Source organism: Methanomethylovorans sp., assembly GCF_050177135.1.
Lineage (GTDB): Archaea > Halobacteriota > Methanosarcinia > Methanosarcinales > Methanosarcinaceae > Methanomethylovorans.
This window is the reverse complement of sequence record NZ_JBFXHJ010000027.1, coordinates 1-19758: the sequence shown is the minus strand read 5'-3', so window position 1 is coordinate 19758 and position 19758 is coordinate 1. Positions and strand designations below refer to the sequence as shown.

Annotated in this window: 15 protein-coding genes; 14 read left to right on the top strand and 1 reads right to left on the bottom strand. The window is 47.1% G+C overall.

Annotated features, from left to right (window positions below):
- The 7 genes from AB7U21_RS03810 to AB7U21_RS03780 form a co-directional block, all read left to right on the top strand.
- On the top strand, positions 1 to 218 hold a 218-nt coding region (locus AB7U21_RS03810; protein WP_428387127.1), incomplete at its 5' end, for a P-II family nitrogen regulator.
- 280 nt (positions 219 to 498) lie between these two features.
- Positions 499 to 3255 carry a DEAD/DEAH box helicase family protein gene (locus tag AB7U21_RS03805; protein WP_428387125.1) on the top strand — a complete coding sequence of 919 codons (2757 nt, stop codon included), beginning with the start codon at positions 499 to 501 and terminating at the stop codon, positions 3253 to 3255.
- 2 nt (positions 3256 to 3257) lie between these two features.
- On the top strand, positions 3258 to 4613 hold the full coding sequence (locus AB7U21_RS03800; RefSeq protein ID WP_428387123.1) for an RNA-binding domain-containing protein: 1356 nt from the start codon (positions 3258 to 3260) through the stop codon (positions 4611 to 4613).
- A gap of 154 nt (positions 4614 to 4767) precedes the next feature.
- Entirely contained in the window at positions 4768 to 4944 is a 177-nt protein-coding gene (locus AB7U21_RS03795; RefSeq protein ID WP_428387121.1) for a winged helix-turn-helix domain-containing protein, read from the top strand.
- 49 nt (positions 4945 to 4993) lie between these two features.
- The gene (locus tag AB7U21_RS03790) at positions 4994 to 6520 is read left to right on the top strand and encodes a restriction endonuclease subunit S (protein ID WP_428387119.1); all 1527 of its coding nucleotides are present in this window, start codon (positions 4994 to 4996) and stop codon (positions 6518 to 6520) included.
- Positions 6521 to 6849: 329 nt separating this feature from the next.
- Positions 6850 to 7644, top strand: coding sequence for a flavodoxin family protein (locus tag AB7U21_RS03785; protein ID WP_428387117.1), 795 nt, complete (start codon positions 6850 to 6852; stop codon positions 7642 to 7644).
- A gap of 202 nt (positions 7645 to 7846) precedes the next feature.
- On the top strand, positions 7847 to 9337 hold the full coding sequence (locus tag AB7U21_RS03780) for a type I restriction-modification system subunit M (RefSeq protein ID WP_428387115.1): 1491 nt from the start codon (positions 7847 to 7849) through the stop codon (positions 9335 to 9337).
- A 65-nt stretch (positions 9338 to 9402) separates the two neighbouring features.
- Here AB7U21_RS03780 and AB7U21_RS03775 read toward each other — a convergent pair whose 3' ends face one another.
- Entirely contained in the window at positions 9403 to 12456 is a 3054-nt protein-coding gene (locus AB7U21_RS03775) for a PAS domain S-box protein (RefSeq protein ID WP_428387113.1), read from the bottom strand.
- A gap of 535 nt (positions 12457 to 12991) precedes the next feature.
- Here AB7U21_RS03775 and nifH point away from each other — a divergent pair.
- From nifH to AB7U21_RS03740, 7 genes are all read left to right on the top strand, one after another.
- A complete protein-coding gene (gene nifH / locus AB7U21_RS03770) occupies positions 12992 to 13813 on the top strand; it encodes a nitrogenase iron protein (protein WP_428387111.1) in 822 nt (273 codons plus the stop codon).
- A 10-nt stretch (positions 13814 to 13823) separates the two neighbouring features.
- On the top strand, positions 13824 to 14141 hold the full coding sequence (locus AB7U21_RS03765) for a P-II family nitrogen regulator (RefSeq protein ID WP_428387109.1): 318 nt from the start codon (positions 13824 to 13826) through the stop codon (positions 14139 to 14141).
- A gap of 18 nt (positions 14142 to 14159) precedes the next feature.
- Complete coding sequence (locus tag AB7U21_RS03760) at positions 14160 to 14540, top strand: P-II family nitrogen regulator (RefSeq protein ID WP_428387107.1); 381 nt, start codon at positions 14160 to 14162, stop codon at positions 14538 to 14540.
- Positions 14537 to 16114, top strand: coding sequence for a nitrogenase molybdenum-iron protein alpha chain (gene nifD, locus AB7U21_RS03755; RefSeq protein ID WP_428387105.1), 1578 nt, complete (start codon positions 14537 to 14539; stop codon positions 16112 to 16114). The genes AB7U21_RS03760 and nifD overlap by 4 nt, the downstream gene beginning before the upstream one ends.
- 15 nt (positions 16115 to 16129) lie before the next feature.
- Positions 16130 to 17500, top strand: a complete 1371-nt coding sequence (nifK, locus tag AB7U21_RS03750; RefSeq protein ID WP_428387103.1) for a nitrogenase molybdenum-iron protein subunit beta — start codon at positions 16130 to 16132, stop codon at positions 17498 to 17500.
- Between the two features lie 19 nt (positions 17501 to 17519).
- Positions 17520 to 18983, top strand: a complete 1464-nt coding sequence (gene nifE / locus AB7U21_RS03745) for a nitrogenase iron-molybdenum cofactor biosynthesis protein NifE (RefSeq protein WP_428387101.1) — start codon at positions 17520 to 17522, stop codon at positions 18981 to 18983.
- Positions 18980 to 19758 (top strand): nitrogenase component 1 (locus tag AB7U21_RS03740; protein WP_428387099.1); only part of this gene is annotated, 779 nt, incomplete at its 3' end. The genes nifE and AB7U21_RS03740, both read left to right, overlap by 4 nt.

Here is a 19758-nt window from a genome sequence, read left to right as displayed (position 1 = left end):
GCGTACTTCAGCAATGGAGAGGCCAGAAGTACTGCGTGGACCTGCTTCCCAAGGTGAAGATCGAACTGGTCGTGCCAGTCGAAAAGTCAGATGCTGTAGTTGAAATAATTATGAAGCATGCTAAGACGGGCTCAATAGGCGATGGAAAGATCTTCATCTACCCGGTGGAAAAGATCATAAGGATCAGAACAGGCGAAACTGACGGGGATGCACTGTAAGTGCATTCTCCTTCTTGATCAGCGTGGGCCCCGGGGATCAAAGCTCAGTGATCACTGTTGATCGTAGCCTCCATATTCCATAAGCCTTCCATAGTTTGTCCTACGGGGCCCTTCCCTTATTTTTTTGGCTTTGTGCAAACCATATACAACCGAAACTAAGAATATTTATATTGAATGTGAACATAGACTTTTCCAAAATCATTCCTGAAACTGCATGAATTTTCCATGCAGTTCCCAAGCCTGGGAGAAGGATGAAAGAATAAATCCATGGATAAGGTCTATGAGCCACAACCAGAGCCCTGAGCAGGAAGCCAGAGACAGGATCGATGAAAAACTGGAGGCTTCCGGCTGGATAGTGCAGGAAAGGAACAGGATTAACTGGAATGCAGCCGAAGGCATTGCTGTAAAGGAGTACTTTACAGATGTCGGACCTGCTGACTACGTGCTTTTCGTGGATAAAGGCCCTGTGGGGATAATCGAGGCCAAGAAGGATGAAGAAGGCCACAGACTAACGGTTGTCGAGGAGCAGTCCGGCGAGTATGCCACCAGCAAGCTGAAATACCTGAACAATGACCCTCTGCCTTTTGTGTACGAAAGCACCGGGACACTTACGAGGTTCACTGACCACCGTGACCCGAAACCGAGGTCAAGACCTGTTTTTTCATTCCATCGCCCGGAGACCTTCAGGGAATGGCTTAAAAAAGAAAAGTCGCTGAGAAACAGATTGCAGGATATCCCCGGACTTAGGACAGAAGGACTGCATGATTGCCAGATCCGGGCGATCAATAACCTGGAGAGGTCATTTAAGGAGAATCACCCGCGGGCATTGATCCAGATGGCTACTGGCTCTGGGAAAACGTATACTGCTGTTACTTTCATTTACCGCTTGCTTAAATATGCGGATGCCAAGAGAGTATTGTTCCTTGTGGATACCCGAAACCTGGGTAAGCAGGCGGAACAGGAGTTCATGGCATATACCCCCAATGACGATAACCGCAAGTTCACTGAACTGTACAATGTGCAGCGGCTGCGTTCCAGCTATATTGCTTCGGACAGCCAGGTGTGTATTTCCACCATCCAGCGGTTGTATTCTATCCTGAAAGGCGAGGAGCTGGATGAGGAAACTGAGGAAACGAATCCTGCCGAGAGCGGATGGCAGCCTAAGGAACCGCTGCCTGTGGTGTACAATGAGAAAGTGCCTATCGAGCAGTTCGATTTCATTGTGATCGATGAATGCCACCGCTCCATATACAACCTGTGGAAGCAGGTGCTGGACTATTTTGATGCTTTTTTGATAGGGCTTACTGCCACGCCTGATAAGCGCACTTTCGGGTTCTTCAATGAGAACGTGGTGAGCGAGTACAGCTACGAGGATGCTGTGGCTGACGGCGTGAACGTGGGTTATGATGTGTACACAATAGAGACCGAGATCACGAAGAACGGTGCGCAGATCAAGGCTAAGGAATTCGTGGATAAAAGGGAGAAGCTGAGCCGCAGGAAGAGATGGGAGCAGCTGGATGAGGACTTTACTTACACCGGCAGGCAGCTGGACAGGGATGTGGTGAACCTGAGCCAGATACGCAATGTGATAAGGGCGTTCAGGGACAAGCTGCCGGAGATCTTCCCCGGCAGACAGGAGATACCGAAGACCCTGATCTTCGCCAAGACCGACAGCCATGCGGATGATATTATCCAGATCGTGCGGGAGGAGTTCGGGGAAGGCAATGCCTTCTGCAAGAAGGTGACGTACAAGGCTGAGGAAGATGCTGATTCTGTGCTGTCTGCGCTGCGCAATGACTACAATCCGAGGATCGCGGTAACTGTGGACATGATCGCTACTGGCACGGATGTGAAACCGCTGGAATGCCTGCTGTTCATGCGGGATGTGAAGAGCCGCAATTACTTCGAGCAGATGAAAGGCCGGGGCACGCGGGTCATGGGATATGATGACCTGAGAAAGGTGACGCCTTCGGTGGTCTCTGCGAAGACACATTTTGTTATTGTGGATGCCGTGGGCGTTACAAAGTCCATGAAGACGGATAGCCGCCCGCTGGAGCGCAAGAAAGGTGCGCCTCTCAAGGACCTGCTGGTGGCTGTGACCTTTGGCGCGCAGGACGAGGACCTGTATGTATCGCTGGCGAACAGGCTGGCGCGGCTGGATAAGATGATAACTCCTGAGGAGAAGGCCGTGTATGCTGAGAAGGCTAGCGGAAAGTCCATCAACCAGACAATAAGGGATCTGCTGAATGCGTATAACCCTGATGTTATCGAGGGTCGGACTTTTGAGATCCGGCAGATGCATCCTGACATGCCGCAGGAGAAGGCGAGCAGGCAGGCGCAGCAGGAATTGATCGATGTTGCCAGGTCCACGTTTACGGGAGAGCTTAACGAGTACATAGAGAACGTGCGCAGGGTGCATGAGCAGATCATTGATACGGTGAACATTGACGTAGTTACACGGACCGAATGGGATAAGGATGCTGTTGTGAGGGCTGATGAGCTTGTGCGGGATTTCAGGGAGTACCTGGAAGTCCATAAGGATGAGATCACAGCCCTTCGGATATTCTATAACCAGCCGTACCAGCGCAGGGATGTTACTTTTGCCATGATAAAGGAAGTTCTGGAGAAGCTGAAGCTGGAAAAGCCGCAGTTTGCGCCTTTACGGGTCTGGCAGGCTTACGAGCAGCTGGAGAAGGTGAACGGGAACTCTCCGAAGAAAGAGCTTACTGCTCTGGTCTCCCTGATCCGCAGGGTGACGGATATTGACCCGGTGCTTACTGCATACGACCTGACGGTGAACCGCAACTTCCGGGACTGGGTATTCAAAAAGCAGGCCGGAACTGTGAAATTCAATGAGGAGCAGATGGAGTGGCTGCGCATGATAAAGGATTACGTGACAGGCAGCTTCCACCTGGAAATGGATGACCTGGATTACCAGCCCTTCGACATTCTGGGAGGGCGAGGCAGGATGTACCAGCTCTTTGGCGATGAGATGAACAGTATAATCAGCGAACTGAACGAGGCACTGGCGGCTTAAAAATGGAATTTTCGATCAAAGATATCATAGAGGCTGGCGAAGGATACCACACAGAGTTCAAAGAATCCCTTGATAAGTCCTTTGTAGAGGAGGTTTGCGCTTTTGCCAATTCCGGCGGAGGTAAACTGATCCTCGGAGTTGCTGATAATGGAACCATAAAGGGTACACATACTGATAATAGTTTCAGGTCAAGAGTGCAGGATTCCCTCAGGCAGTTGCAGCCGCATCTTGATATTGAGATACGGGTGCAGGATAACCTTATTATCGTGGAGGTACCGGAGGGCAGGGATAAGCCCTATGCCTGTTCGAGGGGTTTCTTTATCCGCAACGGGGCAAATTCCCAGAAGCTTACACGCAATGAGATCATTGATTTCTTCCAGAAGGAAGGGCGCATTCGCTTTGAGGAACTGAGGAATGAAAAAGCGGTCTTTGAGGATGATTTCGATGAGAGGGCTTTTGAGAGTTTCCTGAACATGGCAGGCGTCAGCAGGTCCATTGACAGGATGTCGCTGCTTAGGAACCTCGATTGCATCAACGATGAAGGAAAACTGACGAATGCAGGCGTGCTGTTCTTTGCGAAGGATATTGATTTCCTGATGAACCATGCCATTGTGGTATGCGTGCTGTACAAGGGCACGGAGAAGGTGCATATCCTTGATAAGAAGGATTTCAAGGAAAACATTGTCGAGAACATCGATAATGCCATCCTTTTCGTGAAAAGGCACACCAACGTGCAGTACAAAATTGAAGGAGTTCAACGGGAAGAGATCCCAGATATTCCTGATGTGGCTCTCAGGGAAGCTATAATAAACGCTGTCTGCCACCGCGATTATTTTGACAGGAGCTCCAATGTGCTTATCGAGGTCTTTGATGACAGGGTGCAGATATCCAATCCCGGCGGGCTGCCAAGCGGTCTGAAACCTTCCGAATTCGGACGTAAGAGTGTCACACGTAACCCTCTGATCGCTTCTTTGCTGCATCGCATAAACTACATTGAAAAAGTGGGTACGGGCATAAGCCGAATTAAACAGGCAGTGGACGAGAACAAAAAATCGTCAGTGGAATTTGAATACAATAGCGGTTTTTCTGTTATTTTCCGAAAACTTGACAGAACTTCTGAGGCAGATTTGGATGAAAGTTCAGAGGAAACTAAGGAGAAAACTAAGGGGAAAACTAAGGAGAAAATCCTGGAACTGATTAAAAATAATCCCACTATTACCCGTGAAGAACTAAGTCAGATTACAGGTCTATCGATACGGGGAGTGGAATGGAACCTTACTAAATTGAAAGCTGAAGGAAAGATTAAGCGCATAGGACCGAGGAAAAGTGGACATTGGGAAATAATGGACCAATCCTGAAATAGAAGCATTGATATTTGATCTTAAGATCACTGTGGTATAAACTGTGGTATAAACTGTGGTATAAACTGTGGTATAAACTGTGGTATAAACTGTGGTATAAACTGTGGTATAAACTGTGGTATAAACTGTGGTATAAACTGTGGTATAAACTGTGGAGAAAATCCTTGAGGCAATTAAGATCGATCCTGCCATTACCTACGAAGAACTGAGTAAGGTAACAGGACTCTCCAGACGCGGAGTGGAGTGGAATATAACAAAATTGAAGGCTGAAGGAAAGATAAAACGCATCGGTCCTGATAAAGGCGGACATTGGGAAGTAATAAATTAATCAAAGAGTGAAAAATACAGAAAACTAGACTGAACCTCGGCGAATTATAATGAAAAAAATAGAATCCCTCACTGAAACAGAACTTAATGAATTGCTCATATTGCCAAATGGATGGAAATGGGTAAAGCTCGGTGAACACTCATTTGTTACAAAGTTAGCAGGATTTGAATTTACAAAATATGTGACTTATAAAGAAAAAGGAGATATACCAGTAATTAGAGCCCAGAACATTTCAAAAGAAGGGTTTGTTCCAAGAAATTTTATTTATGTCGATAAAGAAGTGATGGAAAAGCTACCACGATCAAGAATTTATGGAGGAGAAATACTTATGGTATTCGTGGGTGCTGGTTTAGGAAATGTAGGAATCGTACCTTTTAATAAAGAATTTTTCTTGGGGCCAAATGTTTCTAAGATTGACTTGGATAATCATTTAAATAATAAATATGTGCTCTTTTATCTGTCTTCGATATTAGGTTTTGGAAAAATTACAGGAATGTCCAAAGCAACGGCTCAAGGGTCAATTTCAATGAGCAACATAAGGGAAGTACCAATTCCATTTGTAGCATTAAAAGAACAGCACGCCATTGTCTCTAAGATCGAGCAGCTTTTCAGCGACCTCGACAACGGTATCGCCAACCTCAGGCTGGCACAGGAGCAGCTTAAAGTTTACAGGCAGGCGGTGCTGAAGAAAGCGTTCGAGGGCGAACTTACAAGAAAATGGCGGGAGCAGCAGACCGATCTGCCGGATGCACGGGATTTGCTGGAGCAGATCCGCAGGGAAAGAGAAGAAGCTGCAAAGGCTTCCGGCAGGAAAGTGAAGCTTGTAAAACCTCTCACCGAAGATGAAATTGCTCAATTGCCGGGGCTGCCGGAGGGGTGGGGATGGGTGAAAATTGCAGATGTCTCAAAAGTTGGTACAGGCGTTACGCCCCTGAAAAAAAGAATCGATTTTTACAAGGATGGTACAATCCCATGGGTTACAAGTGGTGCACTCAATGAAGCGTATGTAAAATCAGCATCAAATTATGTTACGGACATAGCCCTGAAGGAAACAAACCTCAAAATATATCCAAAATACACTCTACTTGTTGCACTTTATGGTGAAGGCAAAACCAGAGGCAAATGCTCTGAACTGTTAATTGAAGCAACAACAAATCAAGCAATTGCTGCAATTGTACAGGAAGGAACTGAAGAAGAAATAAGGTCGTATCTTAAATTGTTCTTGATGAAAAACTATGATGAGATTCGAATGAAATCATCTGGAGGAGTGCAGCCAAATCTAAATTTAGGAATTATTGAGAATACAAGTTTTCCTCTCTGCTCCCTCCCCGAACAACACGCCATCGTTGAGGAGATAGAAACGCGCCTTTCGGTGTGCGATAAGATGGCGCAGGATATTGATGAGGCGCTGGAGAAGGCGGAGGCGCTGCGGCAGAGTATTTTGAAAAAGGCATTTGAGGGGAAGCTGCTTAGTGAAAGGGAGCTTGCAGAGGTGCGCAGGGCGGAGGACTGGGAGCCTGCGGAAGTGCTGCTGGAAAGGATCAGGGCGGAAAGAGTGGGAAATGGGAAGAAGTGACTGATAGATCTTCATTCAAAGCAAAGATCAAACCACAGAGAACACAGAGGTCACAGAGAGTAATAGAAAGGGATAGGGATCACGGTTCACAGGAGAATTGCATTCTCCGTGTTCTCTGTGAACTCTGTGGTTAAAAATGAAGTTGTCTGAGAGAGGGAAAGAGAAGAAGCGAAGGCATACACCCCATAATATTAAAAGTAATGGTGAAATTTTATCTTCACAATAGGTCATTGATACAGTAAGTGATATAGTAAGTGATACAGTAAAACAGAGACTCTGAAAACATCATACCTTGCACTATATAAATATTGAAGGGATGTGCTGAGAATATGAAAGTCCTGGTGATCATGGGAAGTCCGCGCAAGGGTAATACCTATCGGGCTGTAAGGAAGATTGAAGAGGTCATGCGGTCAAAGGGTGACGCTGAATTTGAGTACCTGATGCTCAAAGACGTGAATCTGTCGCATTGCTGCGGTTGTTTTTCCTGTTTTGTCAAAGGAGAGGACCGTTGCCCGTTCAAGGACGATGCACCTCTCATCGAGCAGAAAATGCATGATGCTGACGGAGTGATCTTTGCAACACCCGTATATGGCATGAGTGTATCCGCACTCATGAAAAACTTCATAGACCGCCTGTCGTACATATTCCATCGCCCACGCTTCTTTCACAAAAAGGCTCTGCTGCTCTCAACTACCGGAGCCACAGGTCTTAAGGATATACTCGATTATATGCAACTGGTAGCAAGCGTCTGGGGTTTTGAAGTAACCCACAAGGTCGGCGTCGTCACTCCCCCCATGGCGATACCAAGGAAGAAAGAGCTTGCAAACGAACAAAAACTGAACAAAGCAGCTACTATATTTTACGATGCCCTCATGAGAAAAGAGCGCAGCTCACCTGGGCTTAGAGATGTCATTGTATTCCATGCCCAGAAAGCAAGTTTTGGAGAACTTGTTCAGGACTCACCCACAGATCACGCTTACTGGAAAGAGCAAGGCTGGCTGAGACCACAAGCAAAATACTACGTAGATGTGCCAGTTAATCCGCTTTACAACGCCATCGGATGGACAGCTGAACAGGTTCTGAGAAGAAAAATAAGAAAAGATATGAGGGAAGCACAAAAATAAAGTAACTTATTTCATCGCAGCTTAATTATGTAAAAGGACAAAAGACACAAGATACATCATGATATCCGAGCAACTGAAGAATATCATCCGGGATGGCGAAGGGCTGACCCCGCAAGCTACCCTGCAAGTTGAACACAGCTTTTGAGTATCAAATTCAACTAAAAAGATCAAAAATACTATTCAAAACCTAGAGATAAAGACCATGACCGAAAACACATCATCCATCGTTTCCAAAGTATGGAGCTTCTGCAACGTCCTGCGGGACGGCGGCGTAAGCTATGGCGACTATCTGGAACAGCTGACCTTTCTCATATTCTTCAAGATGGCCGAGGAATACAGAAGACCGCCATACGGCCGGGACATAGGCATCCCGGAGGAGTACACATGGGATGTGTTGAAACAAAAGCGCGGTGCAGAGCTTGATACCCACTACAAGGAACTGCTGGAAGAGCTGGGCAAAAAGCCCGGTATGCTCGGGCAGATCTTCCTCAAGGCGCAGAACAAGATCAGCGACCCTGCCATGCTCTACAAGGTCATTGATATGATCGACAAGGAAAGCTGGGTCATGATGGGAGTGGATACCAAAGGCGAGATCTACGAAGGACTGCTGCAGAAGAACGCAGAGGACACGAAAAGCGGAGCAGGACAGTATTTCACACCCCGCCCGCTCATCAAAGCCATGGTCCAGTGCCTGCGCCCGGAGCCCAAGAAGACCATAGGCGACCCCTGCTGTGGCACAGGCGGCTTTTTCCTTGCAGCCTATGACTTCCTCACGCACAACTATAACCTTGACCGCGACCAGAGCCGCTTCCTGAAAACAAAGACCTTCGGAGGCAATGAGATAGTGGCCGGGACCCGCAGGCTGGCACTCATGAACCTCTTTTTGCACAACATCGGAGAAATAGACGGAGAGCCCATGATCTCCAATTCCGATGCCCTCATAGCCGATCCCAATATCAGGTACGACTACGTGCTCACCAACCCGCCCTTCGGGAAGAAGAGCAGCATGACCTTCACCAACGACGAAGGCGAGCAGGAGAAAGAAGATCTTACATACAACCGCCAGGACTTCTGGGTGACTACCAGCAACAAACAGCTCAATTTCGTGCAGCACATTCATACTATTCTTAAACCCGGGGGACAGGCAGCAGTGGTACTCCCTGACAACGTGCTCTTTGAAGGCGGAGCAGGTGAGACAGTACGCAAAAAACTCCTGGAGAACACTGACCTGCACACCATCCTGCGCCTGCCCACAGGTATTTTCTACGCCCACGGAGTAAAGGCCAATGTGCTGTTCTTTGAAGCAAAACCTGCATCAAAAGAACCCTGGACTCAGGAAGTGTGGATCTACGACTACCGCACCAACGTACACCACACCCTGAAAAAGAACCCCCTCAGGTTCACAGACCTTGAGGACTTCATCCGGTGCTATAACCCTGAGAACCGTTCCAAGCGCAGGGAAACATGGAGCGAGGCAGATTCCGAAGGCCGTTTCCGCAGATTCACCTACGAGGAAATATCAGCAAGGGACAAGACCAACCTGGACATCTTCTGGCTCAAGGATAAAAGCCTGGCAGACCTGGACAACCTGCCTGACCCCGATGTACTTGCCAATGAGATAATAGAGAATATAGAAGCAGGGCTGGAAAGCTTCAAAGAGATCGTGGAAACCCTCAACGGTAATGGCAAATGATCATGTTGTCCCCTGTACAAATCATCAGAAGTGGTTTGTCCTGGCCGTGAACAAAAGTTCATACTTTAATGTTCAGAAACCTGCAACATACGTATCTGTTGTTCCCCATAGTCTAGGGGAATGGTAAAAGTGAAGGTGCTGCCTTTACCGGGTTCACTTTCCACCCAAATGGTCCCACCGTGCATTTTAACGAACTGATTTATAAGGGCAAGACCAAGCCCGGTCCCGCTATACCTGCGCGTTGTGGAACTATCCACCTGGTAAAAGGGATCGAATATCCTCTCAATATTCTCTTTTGCTATACCAATACCATTGTCTGCTACAGAGATCTTCACATGGCTTTCATTCTGAGTGGCAGTGATGATCACAATCCCCCCGTAAAGTGTGAACTTTATGGAATTTTCCACAAGATTATAAACGATCTCTTTGAACTTGATGATATCCGCATTTATCTCATTGATCTGTGGATCAATATCAACTATCAGTTCTATGGATTTCCTGTTTGCAGCTGCCTGCATCATTGCACAGGTGTCCTGAATAGCATTGCACAGATCAAATTTCGTATAACTGAGACCCATCCGGCCATAATTGATACTGGATATATCCAGTATCCTGTTTATAATATTAAGGAGCAGATAGCCACTTTCAAGTATAGTCCCAATGTATTTTTTCTGTTGCTCGCTGATATTTCCCAGCTCACCGGCAAGCATCAGTTCTGAAAACCCGATTATAGAATTCAAAGGAGTTTTCAGTTCATGGCTGGTATTGGCCAGGAATTCGGTCTTGCTGCGATTAGCCTCATCAGAGACCATCTTTGCCCTGATGAGAGCTCTTTCTACCTGTTTGCGCTCAGTGATATCCCTGAAAAACACCAGGGACCCGTTAAGATCATCATAGTTGATCGGCACCGCAGAAACCTCAACATTGAAAGGTGTGCCGTCAAGCCTCAGGTAGATCTCCTCGATATTAGGTACGTTTTCGCGCATATCATTAAGAAGATGGATACGTTCACGTACAATATCACGAAAATCCGGATGGAAACGCTCCATAACAGGCTGACCTATTAACTGGCTTGCAGAATCAACGCCAAAAAGACGCAATGCTGCAGGATTGACATAGGCAAAGCAACCATTCGTCTGAACGAAAATGGCTTCAGGTGCATTCTCGACAAGCTGCCTGAAACGTGACTCACTTTCCATAAGAGCCTTCTGAGCTGCCCTTTCTTCGGTCTGGTCGCGGAAGACCAGGACAACTCCGATTATCTCGCCCTTCTCATTCACAATAGGCGAGCCACTATCAGCAATGGGTATCTCCCTATGGTCTTTTGAGATCAACAGCGTATGATTTGCCAGCCCTACTACCCGGCCTTCCCTCAATACTCTGCGCACGGGTATCTCAACCTGCTTTCGTGTATCTTCATTGACGATGTTGAAAATCTCCTCAAGCTGTTTTCCCCTGGCTTCGGTCTCTGTCCACCCGGTGAGCTTCTCAGCAACAGGGTTCATTTGCCGTAAGCATCCGTTAGTGTCAGTGGTGATGACCCCGTCACCAATACTGTATAAAGTGGTCCTGAAAAACTCTTCACTCTCCTTGAGCGCCTTTTCTGCAACCTTGCGCTTGGTGATATCCCTTGCAAAGGAAAGAGAGAATAGTTTTCCCTCATATTCCATATAATTTACAGTAACCTCTACAGGAAATTCAGTGCCATCCTTTTTGCAGTGGATGGTCTCGATAGTTCCCGACTTCAGATGTCTTACATTTTTCCTATGTTCAAGCCATGTCTCAATAGTAAATGTTGGATCAATATCCAATACCGTCATTGAACAGAGTTCCTCACGGGAATATCCCAGGGACTGGCACGCATGATCGTTCACACTCACTATTCTGCCATCAGGCTCTTCGATACGGAATATCCCCACAGCTGAATGATCGATGCAGAACTGGTTCAGGCGAAGTTCCTGCTCCATCCTGTTACGCTCTGTGATGTCATTTATAATAGAGTAGAGGAGCATTTTTCCGTTCATATAGATTGGACCGCTGAAAACCTCAACATCTCTCACGGAACCATCTGCCAGAAGATGTTTGAAAGAGAAATGAGTACGCTGGGCTTTAGTCGCAAGGTCCATTTCCTCTTTTACTTCTGAAGGAGACAATGTATTGATCTCTTTGATGTTCTTACTTTTGAGTTCTTCACGCGTCCAACCGTAGAAAGATACTGCTGCAGGATTTGCATCTACAATGTTGCCTGTATCAGGATCGATGACCAGCATGGCAGAGTGATTATTTTCAAACAGACTGCGATAGCGTGACTCACTTTCCCTGAGTGCTTCCTCTACATTCTTTTGCTCAGTAAGATCTGTAATTAAGCCCTCAATAGCTATTACTTTCCCATTGACGTCATAGACACCCTTTCCCTGTTCCCATACCCATTTTTTCTCTCCGGCTGCGGTAGTTATGGTATACTCGTCCTGGAATGTTTCTTTTCTGGAAAGCACTTCCTGCCATTTATGCCAGAGACGTTCCCGGTTTTCAGGAGTGATCAGCTCATTGAAAGAGGTATCCCTATTGTGCACAAGCGCTTCGGACCCATAACCTGTTAACTTGTAACAGCCTTCTGAAACAAATCGCATGGTCCACTCCCGATCATTGTCACACCTATATGCCATGCCAGGCAGATTTGAGAGAAGCATAGCATAACTCCTCTCCTTCTCAAGCAAGGTATTTTTCATGTCATATACACTGGTTTTTAGAATGTTGTGATTATGACAGGCCAGTTCAATGGTCGAGCATAATTGCTCATCTGAAAAAGGAGGTATCAAACAGCCGGATATGAGTATACCATCCAATGCCTGTAAAAGGGAATGGTCAACTGAGGAAGTGATCAAAATAACAGGAATATGGCCAGTTATTTCAGGAAAGTGCTGATATTGCTTTACTTCTTCAACAGGTACTTCAGACAGATCCAGTAAAAATGCATCATATTCTTTTCTTTTAGTCCTAAGGATCAGATCTTCTTTAGAAAGCGAGATTGTGGAAACTGAATACCCATTATCTTTAAGCCTTTTGAACAAATTTGGCATTTCATCTACAAAGCTATGTAGCATTGCAATCTTTTTCACTAGATCCCTTCACCAATCTTTCTGAGTAATGTTTAATTTTAACATATATAATAATTTAGGTTGTACCCCTGCACTGTCATTTTAAAAATGGAAAAAGAGAAGTTGCACCATAAAGCACAGTATATAATAACTAACATACATAAGTATAAAAATAATTCATGTAGCTTAAATATTTAAAAATATGTCCCGCTACAATAAGGATGAATATCGCTGGATCTTCATTTTTCGTCTGTTTTTGATGCCTTGCTCCGAGGTACCATGATGACAAAGGTGAAAAAGATATTGAGTATTGTTAAAGATGTACACCTTTTTTCTAGTGGTTGAGCAAAATATGGAAAACTAATTAAAAGCATCTCTTTTTTTAAAAAAGTTCTTATTGTACCACCTGTTTTAGCTAAATTAATTTAGTATGCCAAGCGCAGTTCATAAAAATGTTTAAATATTATTACCTAATACATAGGATTCCGATGTACTATAAAACATAAACAACATGAAATAATATAGTACACGCATGTTAAAAACCAAGGTGAAATCAATGCGTCAGGTAGCAATTTATGGGAAGGGAGGTATCGGGAAGTCAACAACAACCCAGAACCTCACAGCAGCGCTTGCAACAATGGGAAAGAAGATAATGCTTGTAGGATGTGATCCCAAGGCAGACTCGACAAGGATGCTGCTTGGGGGCCTCAGCCAGAAGACAGTGCTTGATACATTAAGGTCGGAGGGAGACGAATCAGTAGAACTTGATAACCTCTTGCAGACCGGATTTAGCGGAATTAAGTGCGTAGAATCAGGAGGACCGGAGCCCGGCGTGGGATGCGCAGGCAGGGGTATCATCACATCCATTGGTCTTCTGGAAAACCTGGGTGCATACGAGAATGACCTTGATTATGTGTTCTATGATGTGCTGGGTGATGTGGTATGTGGGGGATTCGCAATGCCCATCCGTGAAGGAAAGGCAAAGGAGATCTACATTGTCGCCAGCGGAGAACTCATGGCCATCTACGCTGCAAATAACATCTGTAAGGGTATACAGAAGTATGCAAAAGGGGGAGCGCGGCTCGGTGGCATAATCTGCAACAGCAGAAAGGTGGATGGAGAACGTGAACTCCTCGAAGCGTTCGCTGACAGGCTCGGAAGCAAGCTGATCCACTTCGTGCCCAGGGACAACATCGTGCAGAGAGCAGAGATCAACAAGAAAACTGTCATCGATTTTGATCCAAACTGCCAGCAGGCACAGGAATACCTGACCCTTGCAGAGAATATCGAGAACAACGATAAGTTCGTAGTGCCAAAGCCCCTGGAAATGGAGGCATTGGAATCAATGATGGTAGAGTTTGGTATCATCGAGCTGTGAGGTGGAACAAATGCAGATGATCCGCGCAATAGTAAGGCCCGACAAGGTCACAGACATCGTTGAGTCACTGGAGAAGGAAGGTTACGTTTCCCTCACCAAGATGGATGTCTTCGGCCGGGGCAAGCAAAGAGGTATCCACACGGCTGAGGTACAGTTCGATGAACTGCCAAAGACAATGCTCATGATGGTGGTAAGTGACGAAGAAAAACCAGTTGTCATCGATATAATTAAAAAGGCCGCACGCACCGGCAAGTATGGTGACGGGAAGATCTTCGTGAGCCCTGTGGAAAACGCATATACGATACGTACCGGAGAAGCGGTCCTGTAAAAGACCAAGGGGGACAACATGAAGGAAATAACGGCAATAATCCGCATGAACAAGATGCAAAGGACCAGAGATGCACTTTCGGACTGCGGATACCCCTCTTTTACCGTGCAGAAGGTGATGGGAAGAGGAAAGCAGAAGGGACTCTGTTATGAGTTCGACCCGCCTCTTCCACGGCCTGAAGGCATTGCCACAAAGGAGTGCATGCCCTTTGTGCCAAAGAGATTGTTCACAATAGTTGTGGATGATAAGGCAGCACCAACGATCATACGGAAGATCATAGAAGTCAACCAGACAGGGCATTTCGGAGACGGGAAGATCTTCGTCATCGACATCCCTGAAGCTGTAGGGATAAGGACCGGAGAAGAAGGAGAAATCACTGTAGGAGGCGAAAACCTGTGAGCTCAGAGATAGAATTCACACAGAATATTATTGATGAAATGCTCAGGGCCTATCCTGAAAAGGTGGCAAAGGACCGCAGAAAGCATTTAGTTGTCAGGGACTGCTCCGTGGAGCAGCACATTGAAGCGAACAGCAAGGTAGTACCCGGCATTATGACAAACCGCGGCTGTGCCTTTGCCGGAGGTAAGGGTGTGGTCATGGGACCCATCAAGGACATGGTGCATATCGTGCACGGGCCCATCGGTTGTGCATATTACACCTGGGGAACAAGACGCAATTTCGCAAAGGCCGAAGAGGGCGGAGATAACTACATGCAATACTGTTTCTGCACTGACATACAGGAAACGGACATAGTTTTTGGTGGCGAGAAAAAATTAAAGGCAGCCATTGATGATGCTGTACGTATATTCAAGCCAGGTGCCATCTCCATCTGTGCCACCTGTCCAGTGGGTCTCATAGGTGATGACATTGAATCTGTGGCCTTGCAGGCAGAAAAGGAACATGGGATAAAGGTCATGGGCCTGCGTTGTGAAGGTTACCGTGGGGTCAGCCAGTCCGCAGGACACCACATTGCAAGCAACGTACTCATGGAACATATCATAGGTACTGAAGAGCTCGAGAACCCCACTCCTTTTGACATCAACATATTCGGTGAATACAACATTGGAGGCGACCTATGGGAAATAAAGCCCCTGTTCGAGAAGATCGGCTATCGCATAGTTTCAAGCTTTACAGGTGACGGTTCATACCACAACCTCGCAAAGGCACACAGGGCAAAGCTGAGCATCCTGCTATGCCATAGGTCTGTCAACTACACCAACCGCATGATGGAAGAGAAGTACGGTGTCCCCTGGCTTAAGGTGAACTATGTGGGTATCGAAGGGACCAGGAAGTCCCTGATGAAGATGGCAAGGTTCTTCGATGACCCTGAGCTTACAAAGCGCACTGAAGAGGTCATAGCCGAAGAAATGGCAAAGATTAAACCTGAACTTGAGAAATACATAAGGAAGCTGCAGGGTAAGAAGGTCTTCATCTACTCCGGTGGCTCCAGATCACACCACTACCAGAACCTGTTCGAAGATCTTGGAATGAAGGTGGTGGTCGCTGGATATCAGTTCGCTCACAGGGATGACTACGAAGGCAGACATATCCTGGAAACCATGAAGGAAAAGGCATCAAGCAGCATACTTGAAGACCTGCACTATGAGAAGGATGAAGACTTCACACCTGCCATAAGTGAAGCACGCATGAAGGAACTTAAGGAAAAGCTGGGCCTCATGGACTACGAAGGCATGTTCCCCGAAACCTGGGATGGCACAGTGATCGTGGATGACCTGAACCACTATGAGACAGAGTTCCTCATAAAGGAGCTGAAGCCCGATCTTTTCTGTTCGGGTATCAAGGACAAGTACTGGGCTCAGAAGATGGGAGTGCCATCCAGACAGATACATTCCTACGACTATAGTGGAAGATACACCGGATTTTCGGGAGTTCTTAAATTCGCAAAGGATGTGGACATGACAGTGAACAGCCCTACCTGGAAGTACATGAAGACGCCCTGGAAGGCAGAGTAAGAAGGAGGGAATAAGATGTTAGATTATACCCCGAGAGAAGAAGTACACAGAGATGCACTGGTAGTCAACCCGGCGAAGATCTGTCAACCCATAGGTGCTGTGTATGCGGCCATGGGTATACGCAACTGTATGCCCCACAGTCACGGATCACAGGGATGCCTGTCTTACCTGCGTATGTGCCTTTCGAGGCACTTCCGTGAGCCTACGGCGGCTACAAGCAGCAGTTTCTATGAAGGCACCGCAGTGTTCGGAGGTGCGTCGAACCTGAAGGAAGCCCTTGCCAACATTGAGGTCATCTATCAGCCTGAAGTCATCGCAGTACACACAACATGTGTGGCAGAAACCATCGGTGACGATGTAAAGCGTATTGTAGAGGATGTGCAGATGGAAGAGCTCATCGATCCGTCCATCAAGGTCTGCGCTGCATCCACACCCAGTTATGTGGGTTCCCATGTAACAGGTTATGACAACATGGTAGAGTCCTTTGTCACTACCTTTGCAAAGAAGAGCAAGCCCAACGGCAAGCTCAATATCATACCAGGTTTCGTGAACCCCGGAGACATCCGTGAGATCAAGAGAATACTTGCCGTAATGAAGGTGCCCGCGATCGTTTTCCCGGATCAGACAGACGTGTTCGACTCCGGGATATCCGGCATCAGAGAACTATATGCAAGAGGCGGGACTCCCATAGGCGATGTTGAAGACACGGCCAATTCTCTGGGAACCATTGCATTGTGTAACCTGGCCGGTGGTGCCGCGGCAAAGGCTCTCAAGAACAAGTTCAAGGTTCCCTCAAGGGTGGGGCCCGTACCCATTGGTATCCGATACACTGACAGGTTCGTCATGGATGTTGCAGAAATGGCAAATGTTCCCATCCCCCCGGAGCTGGAAGAAGAAAGGGCAAGAGTTGTCGATATGATGACAGATGCACATCCTCACTTCCATGCTAAGAAGGTGGCAATATTCGGGGACCCTGACATTATAGGAGGTCTTGCAAGTCTTGTCCTTGAGATGGGGATGGAACCCACGGTCGTCCTCACAGGCACTTCGAGCAAGAAGTTCGAAAAGGAGGTTTCGGACATGGTACACCCCCTGTACCCGCAGGCACAGATATTGTCCGGATCAGACCTGTTCACCCTCCACCAGCTCATCAAGAGAGAGCCGGTGGACATGCTCATGGGCAACACCTATGGCAAGCACATAGCTCTTGCAGAAAACATACCCCTTATCCGAGTAGGGTTCCCGGTCATGGACAGGGCGAACCTGCATCATTTCCCGATCATGGGATACTCCGGAGCGGCCTGGCTGGTCGAGCGGATAGGGAACACGTTCCTGGACATCAGGGACAAGACCGTAGACGAATGCATGCTTGAGGTTGTGCAATGATTTGAAAGGAAGTGAGGGTATGCCGGAAATGACAAACTTTGTAACTACTCTGGAAGAGAGGCAGCCGTATATTGCCTTGAAGCAGAAAGTTAAGGGCGAAACTTTGCTTGCCTGCGATAACACATCCATTGCAGGGGCCATGAGCCAGAGAGCATGTGTATATTCGGGTGCCAGAGTCGCACTTAACCCTGTCACGGATGCAGTACACCTTGTCCATGGCCCCATAGGCTGTGCAAGCTATACCTGGGACATAAGGGGCAGCAAGTCCAGCGGTAAGGAAACTTACCGCACCAGTTTCTCCACTGACATGAAGGAAATAGATGTGGTGTTCGGTGGTGAGAAAAAACTTGCCAGGGCAATCGATGAACTTGTTGATTTATACAAGCCGCCTGTGGTTTTCGTATATTCCACCTGCATTGTCGGAATAATAGGTGATGATCTGGAAGCAGTCTGCAAGGCTGCCAGCGAAAAGAATGGCATACCCGTGATACCTGTTAAGTCTGAAGGGTTCAAGGGAACGAAGTCCGATGGATACAAGGCCGCATGTGAAGCATTGAAGGTACTCATAGGTACAAAGGAAGGAAACATCAGGTCCCCTTACCGTATCAACCTGATAGGGGAATTCAATGTTGCAGGAGATGTCTGGCTGGTGAAGCCTCTATTTGAGGAAATGAGGATACAGGTAGTAACATCACTTACAGGCGATTCCACGGTACAGAGCATATCCGAGTGCCATAGAGCCCAGCTTAATCTGGTGCAGTGCACCGGCTCCATGACAACTTTAGCCAAGTGGATGAAGGAAGAGTATGGAATACCTTTCAGGAAGGTTAGTTACTTCGGAATAGAGGATCTGAGCACTGCCTTAAGGGAAACGGCTGAGTTCTTCGGTTCGGAAGAAATGAATCAGAAGGCAGAAGAGATCATAGCCAGAGAAACGGCCAAGATCATGCCTGATATCCGGCGTATTCGCTCACGGCTTGAAGGAAAGCGAGCAGCGATCTATATGGGAGGGGCTGCAAAGGCCCTTACCCTCATCAAGGGATTCAGGGAACTTGGCATGGAAGTGGTGATCATTGGCACGCAGACCGGAAAGAAGGACGATTACCTCCAGATAAGTTATGAAGTGAAGGACGGAACGGTCATTGTAGATGATGCGAATCCCCTGGAACTTGCAGAACTGCTGGTAAAGCAAAAGGCTGACCTTATGGTCGCAGGAGTCAAGGAAAGGTTCCTTGCTTACAAGACAGGTGTTGCATTCTGTGATTTCAACCACGACAGAGTAGTTGAGTTCGAAGGTTTTGAGGGATTCCTCAACTTTGCCAGAGAAATGGATTCATCTATCAACAGCCCGGTCTGGAAGGCCGCTAAGAGCAATATCAAGGATAGTGTGGACAATCAGGCCATTAAGGTGCAAAAAGTTCCGGGAACACATATTGAGAACGTACAGGAAGATGCGGCTATCATCAGAGGGATGGAAGCATGACAGAAAGAAATTATACAACTGTCAACCCTTGTGTGATGTGTCAGCCCATGGGGAGTGTGATGGCCTTTAAGGGCATAGAGAGTTCCATGGTGCTTATGCATGGCTCCCAAGGCTGCAGCACATATATGAGGCTGCACCTCTCGCATCATTTCCGTGAACCTGTGGACATAGCTTCCACATCCCTCAGCGAGAGAGGAGCAGTTTACGGAGGTAGCGAGAACCTGAAGAAGGGACTAAGGAATGTGATAACACGATACCATCCGAAGGTCATAGGTGTTACTACGACATGTCTCGCAGAGACCATAGGAGATGATGTTGGAAGGATATTGACAGAATTCAGGGAAGAAGATAAAAATGCTGATGACGTTCACATAATTTCCGTATCTACCCCCAGCTATGAAGATAGCCACACAACAGGTTTTATCAAGGCAGTGGACGCCATTGTCCGGCATTTTACCGAATACGGTATGGGAAATGACATATTCAACAACAAGCTCAATGTGGTGCTTGGAGAGCACATCGCACCTGAAGATACCCGGGAACTGAAAAGAATACTGACAGCTATCATTGGGCTCAGATCCTTTATATTCCTGCCCGATGCATCGGAAACCTTCGATGCCCCCATGACCGGAAAGGTGGAAAAGATATTTCCCGGCGGTACCCCATTATCTGACATCATATACATGAAGAACTGTGCTGCAAGTATCGGCCTGGGAATAACCAGTGATAACAGAGCTGTGGATCATCTTGAGACAAAGTACAACGTTCCTGCAAA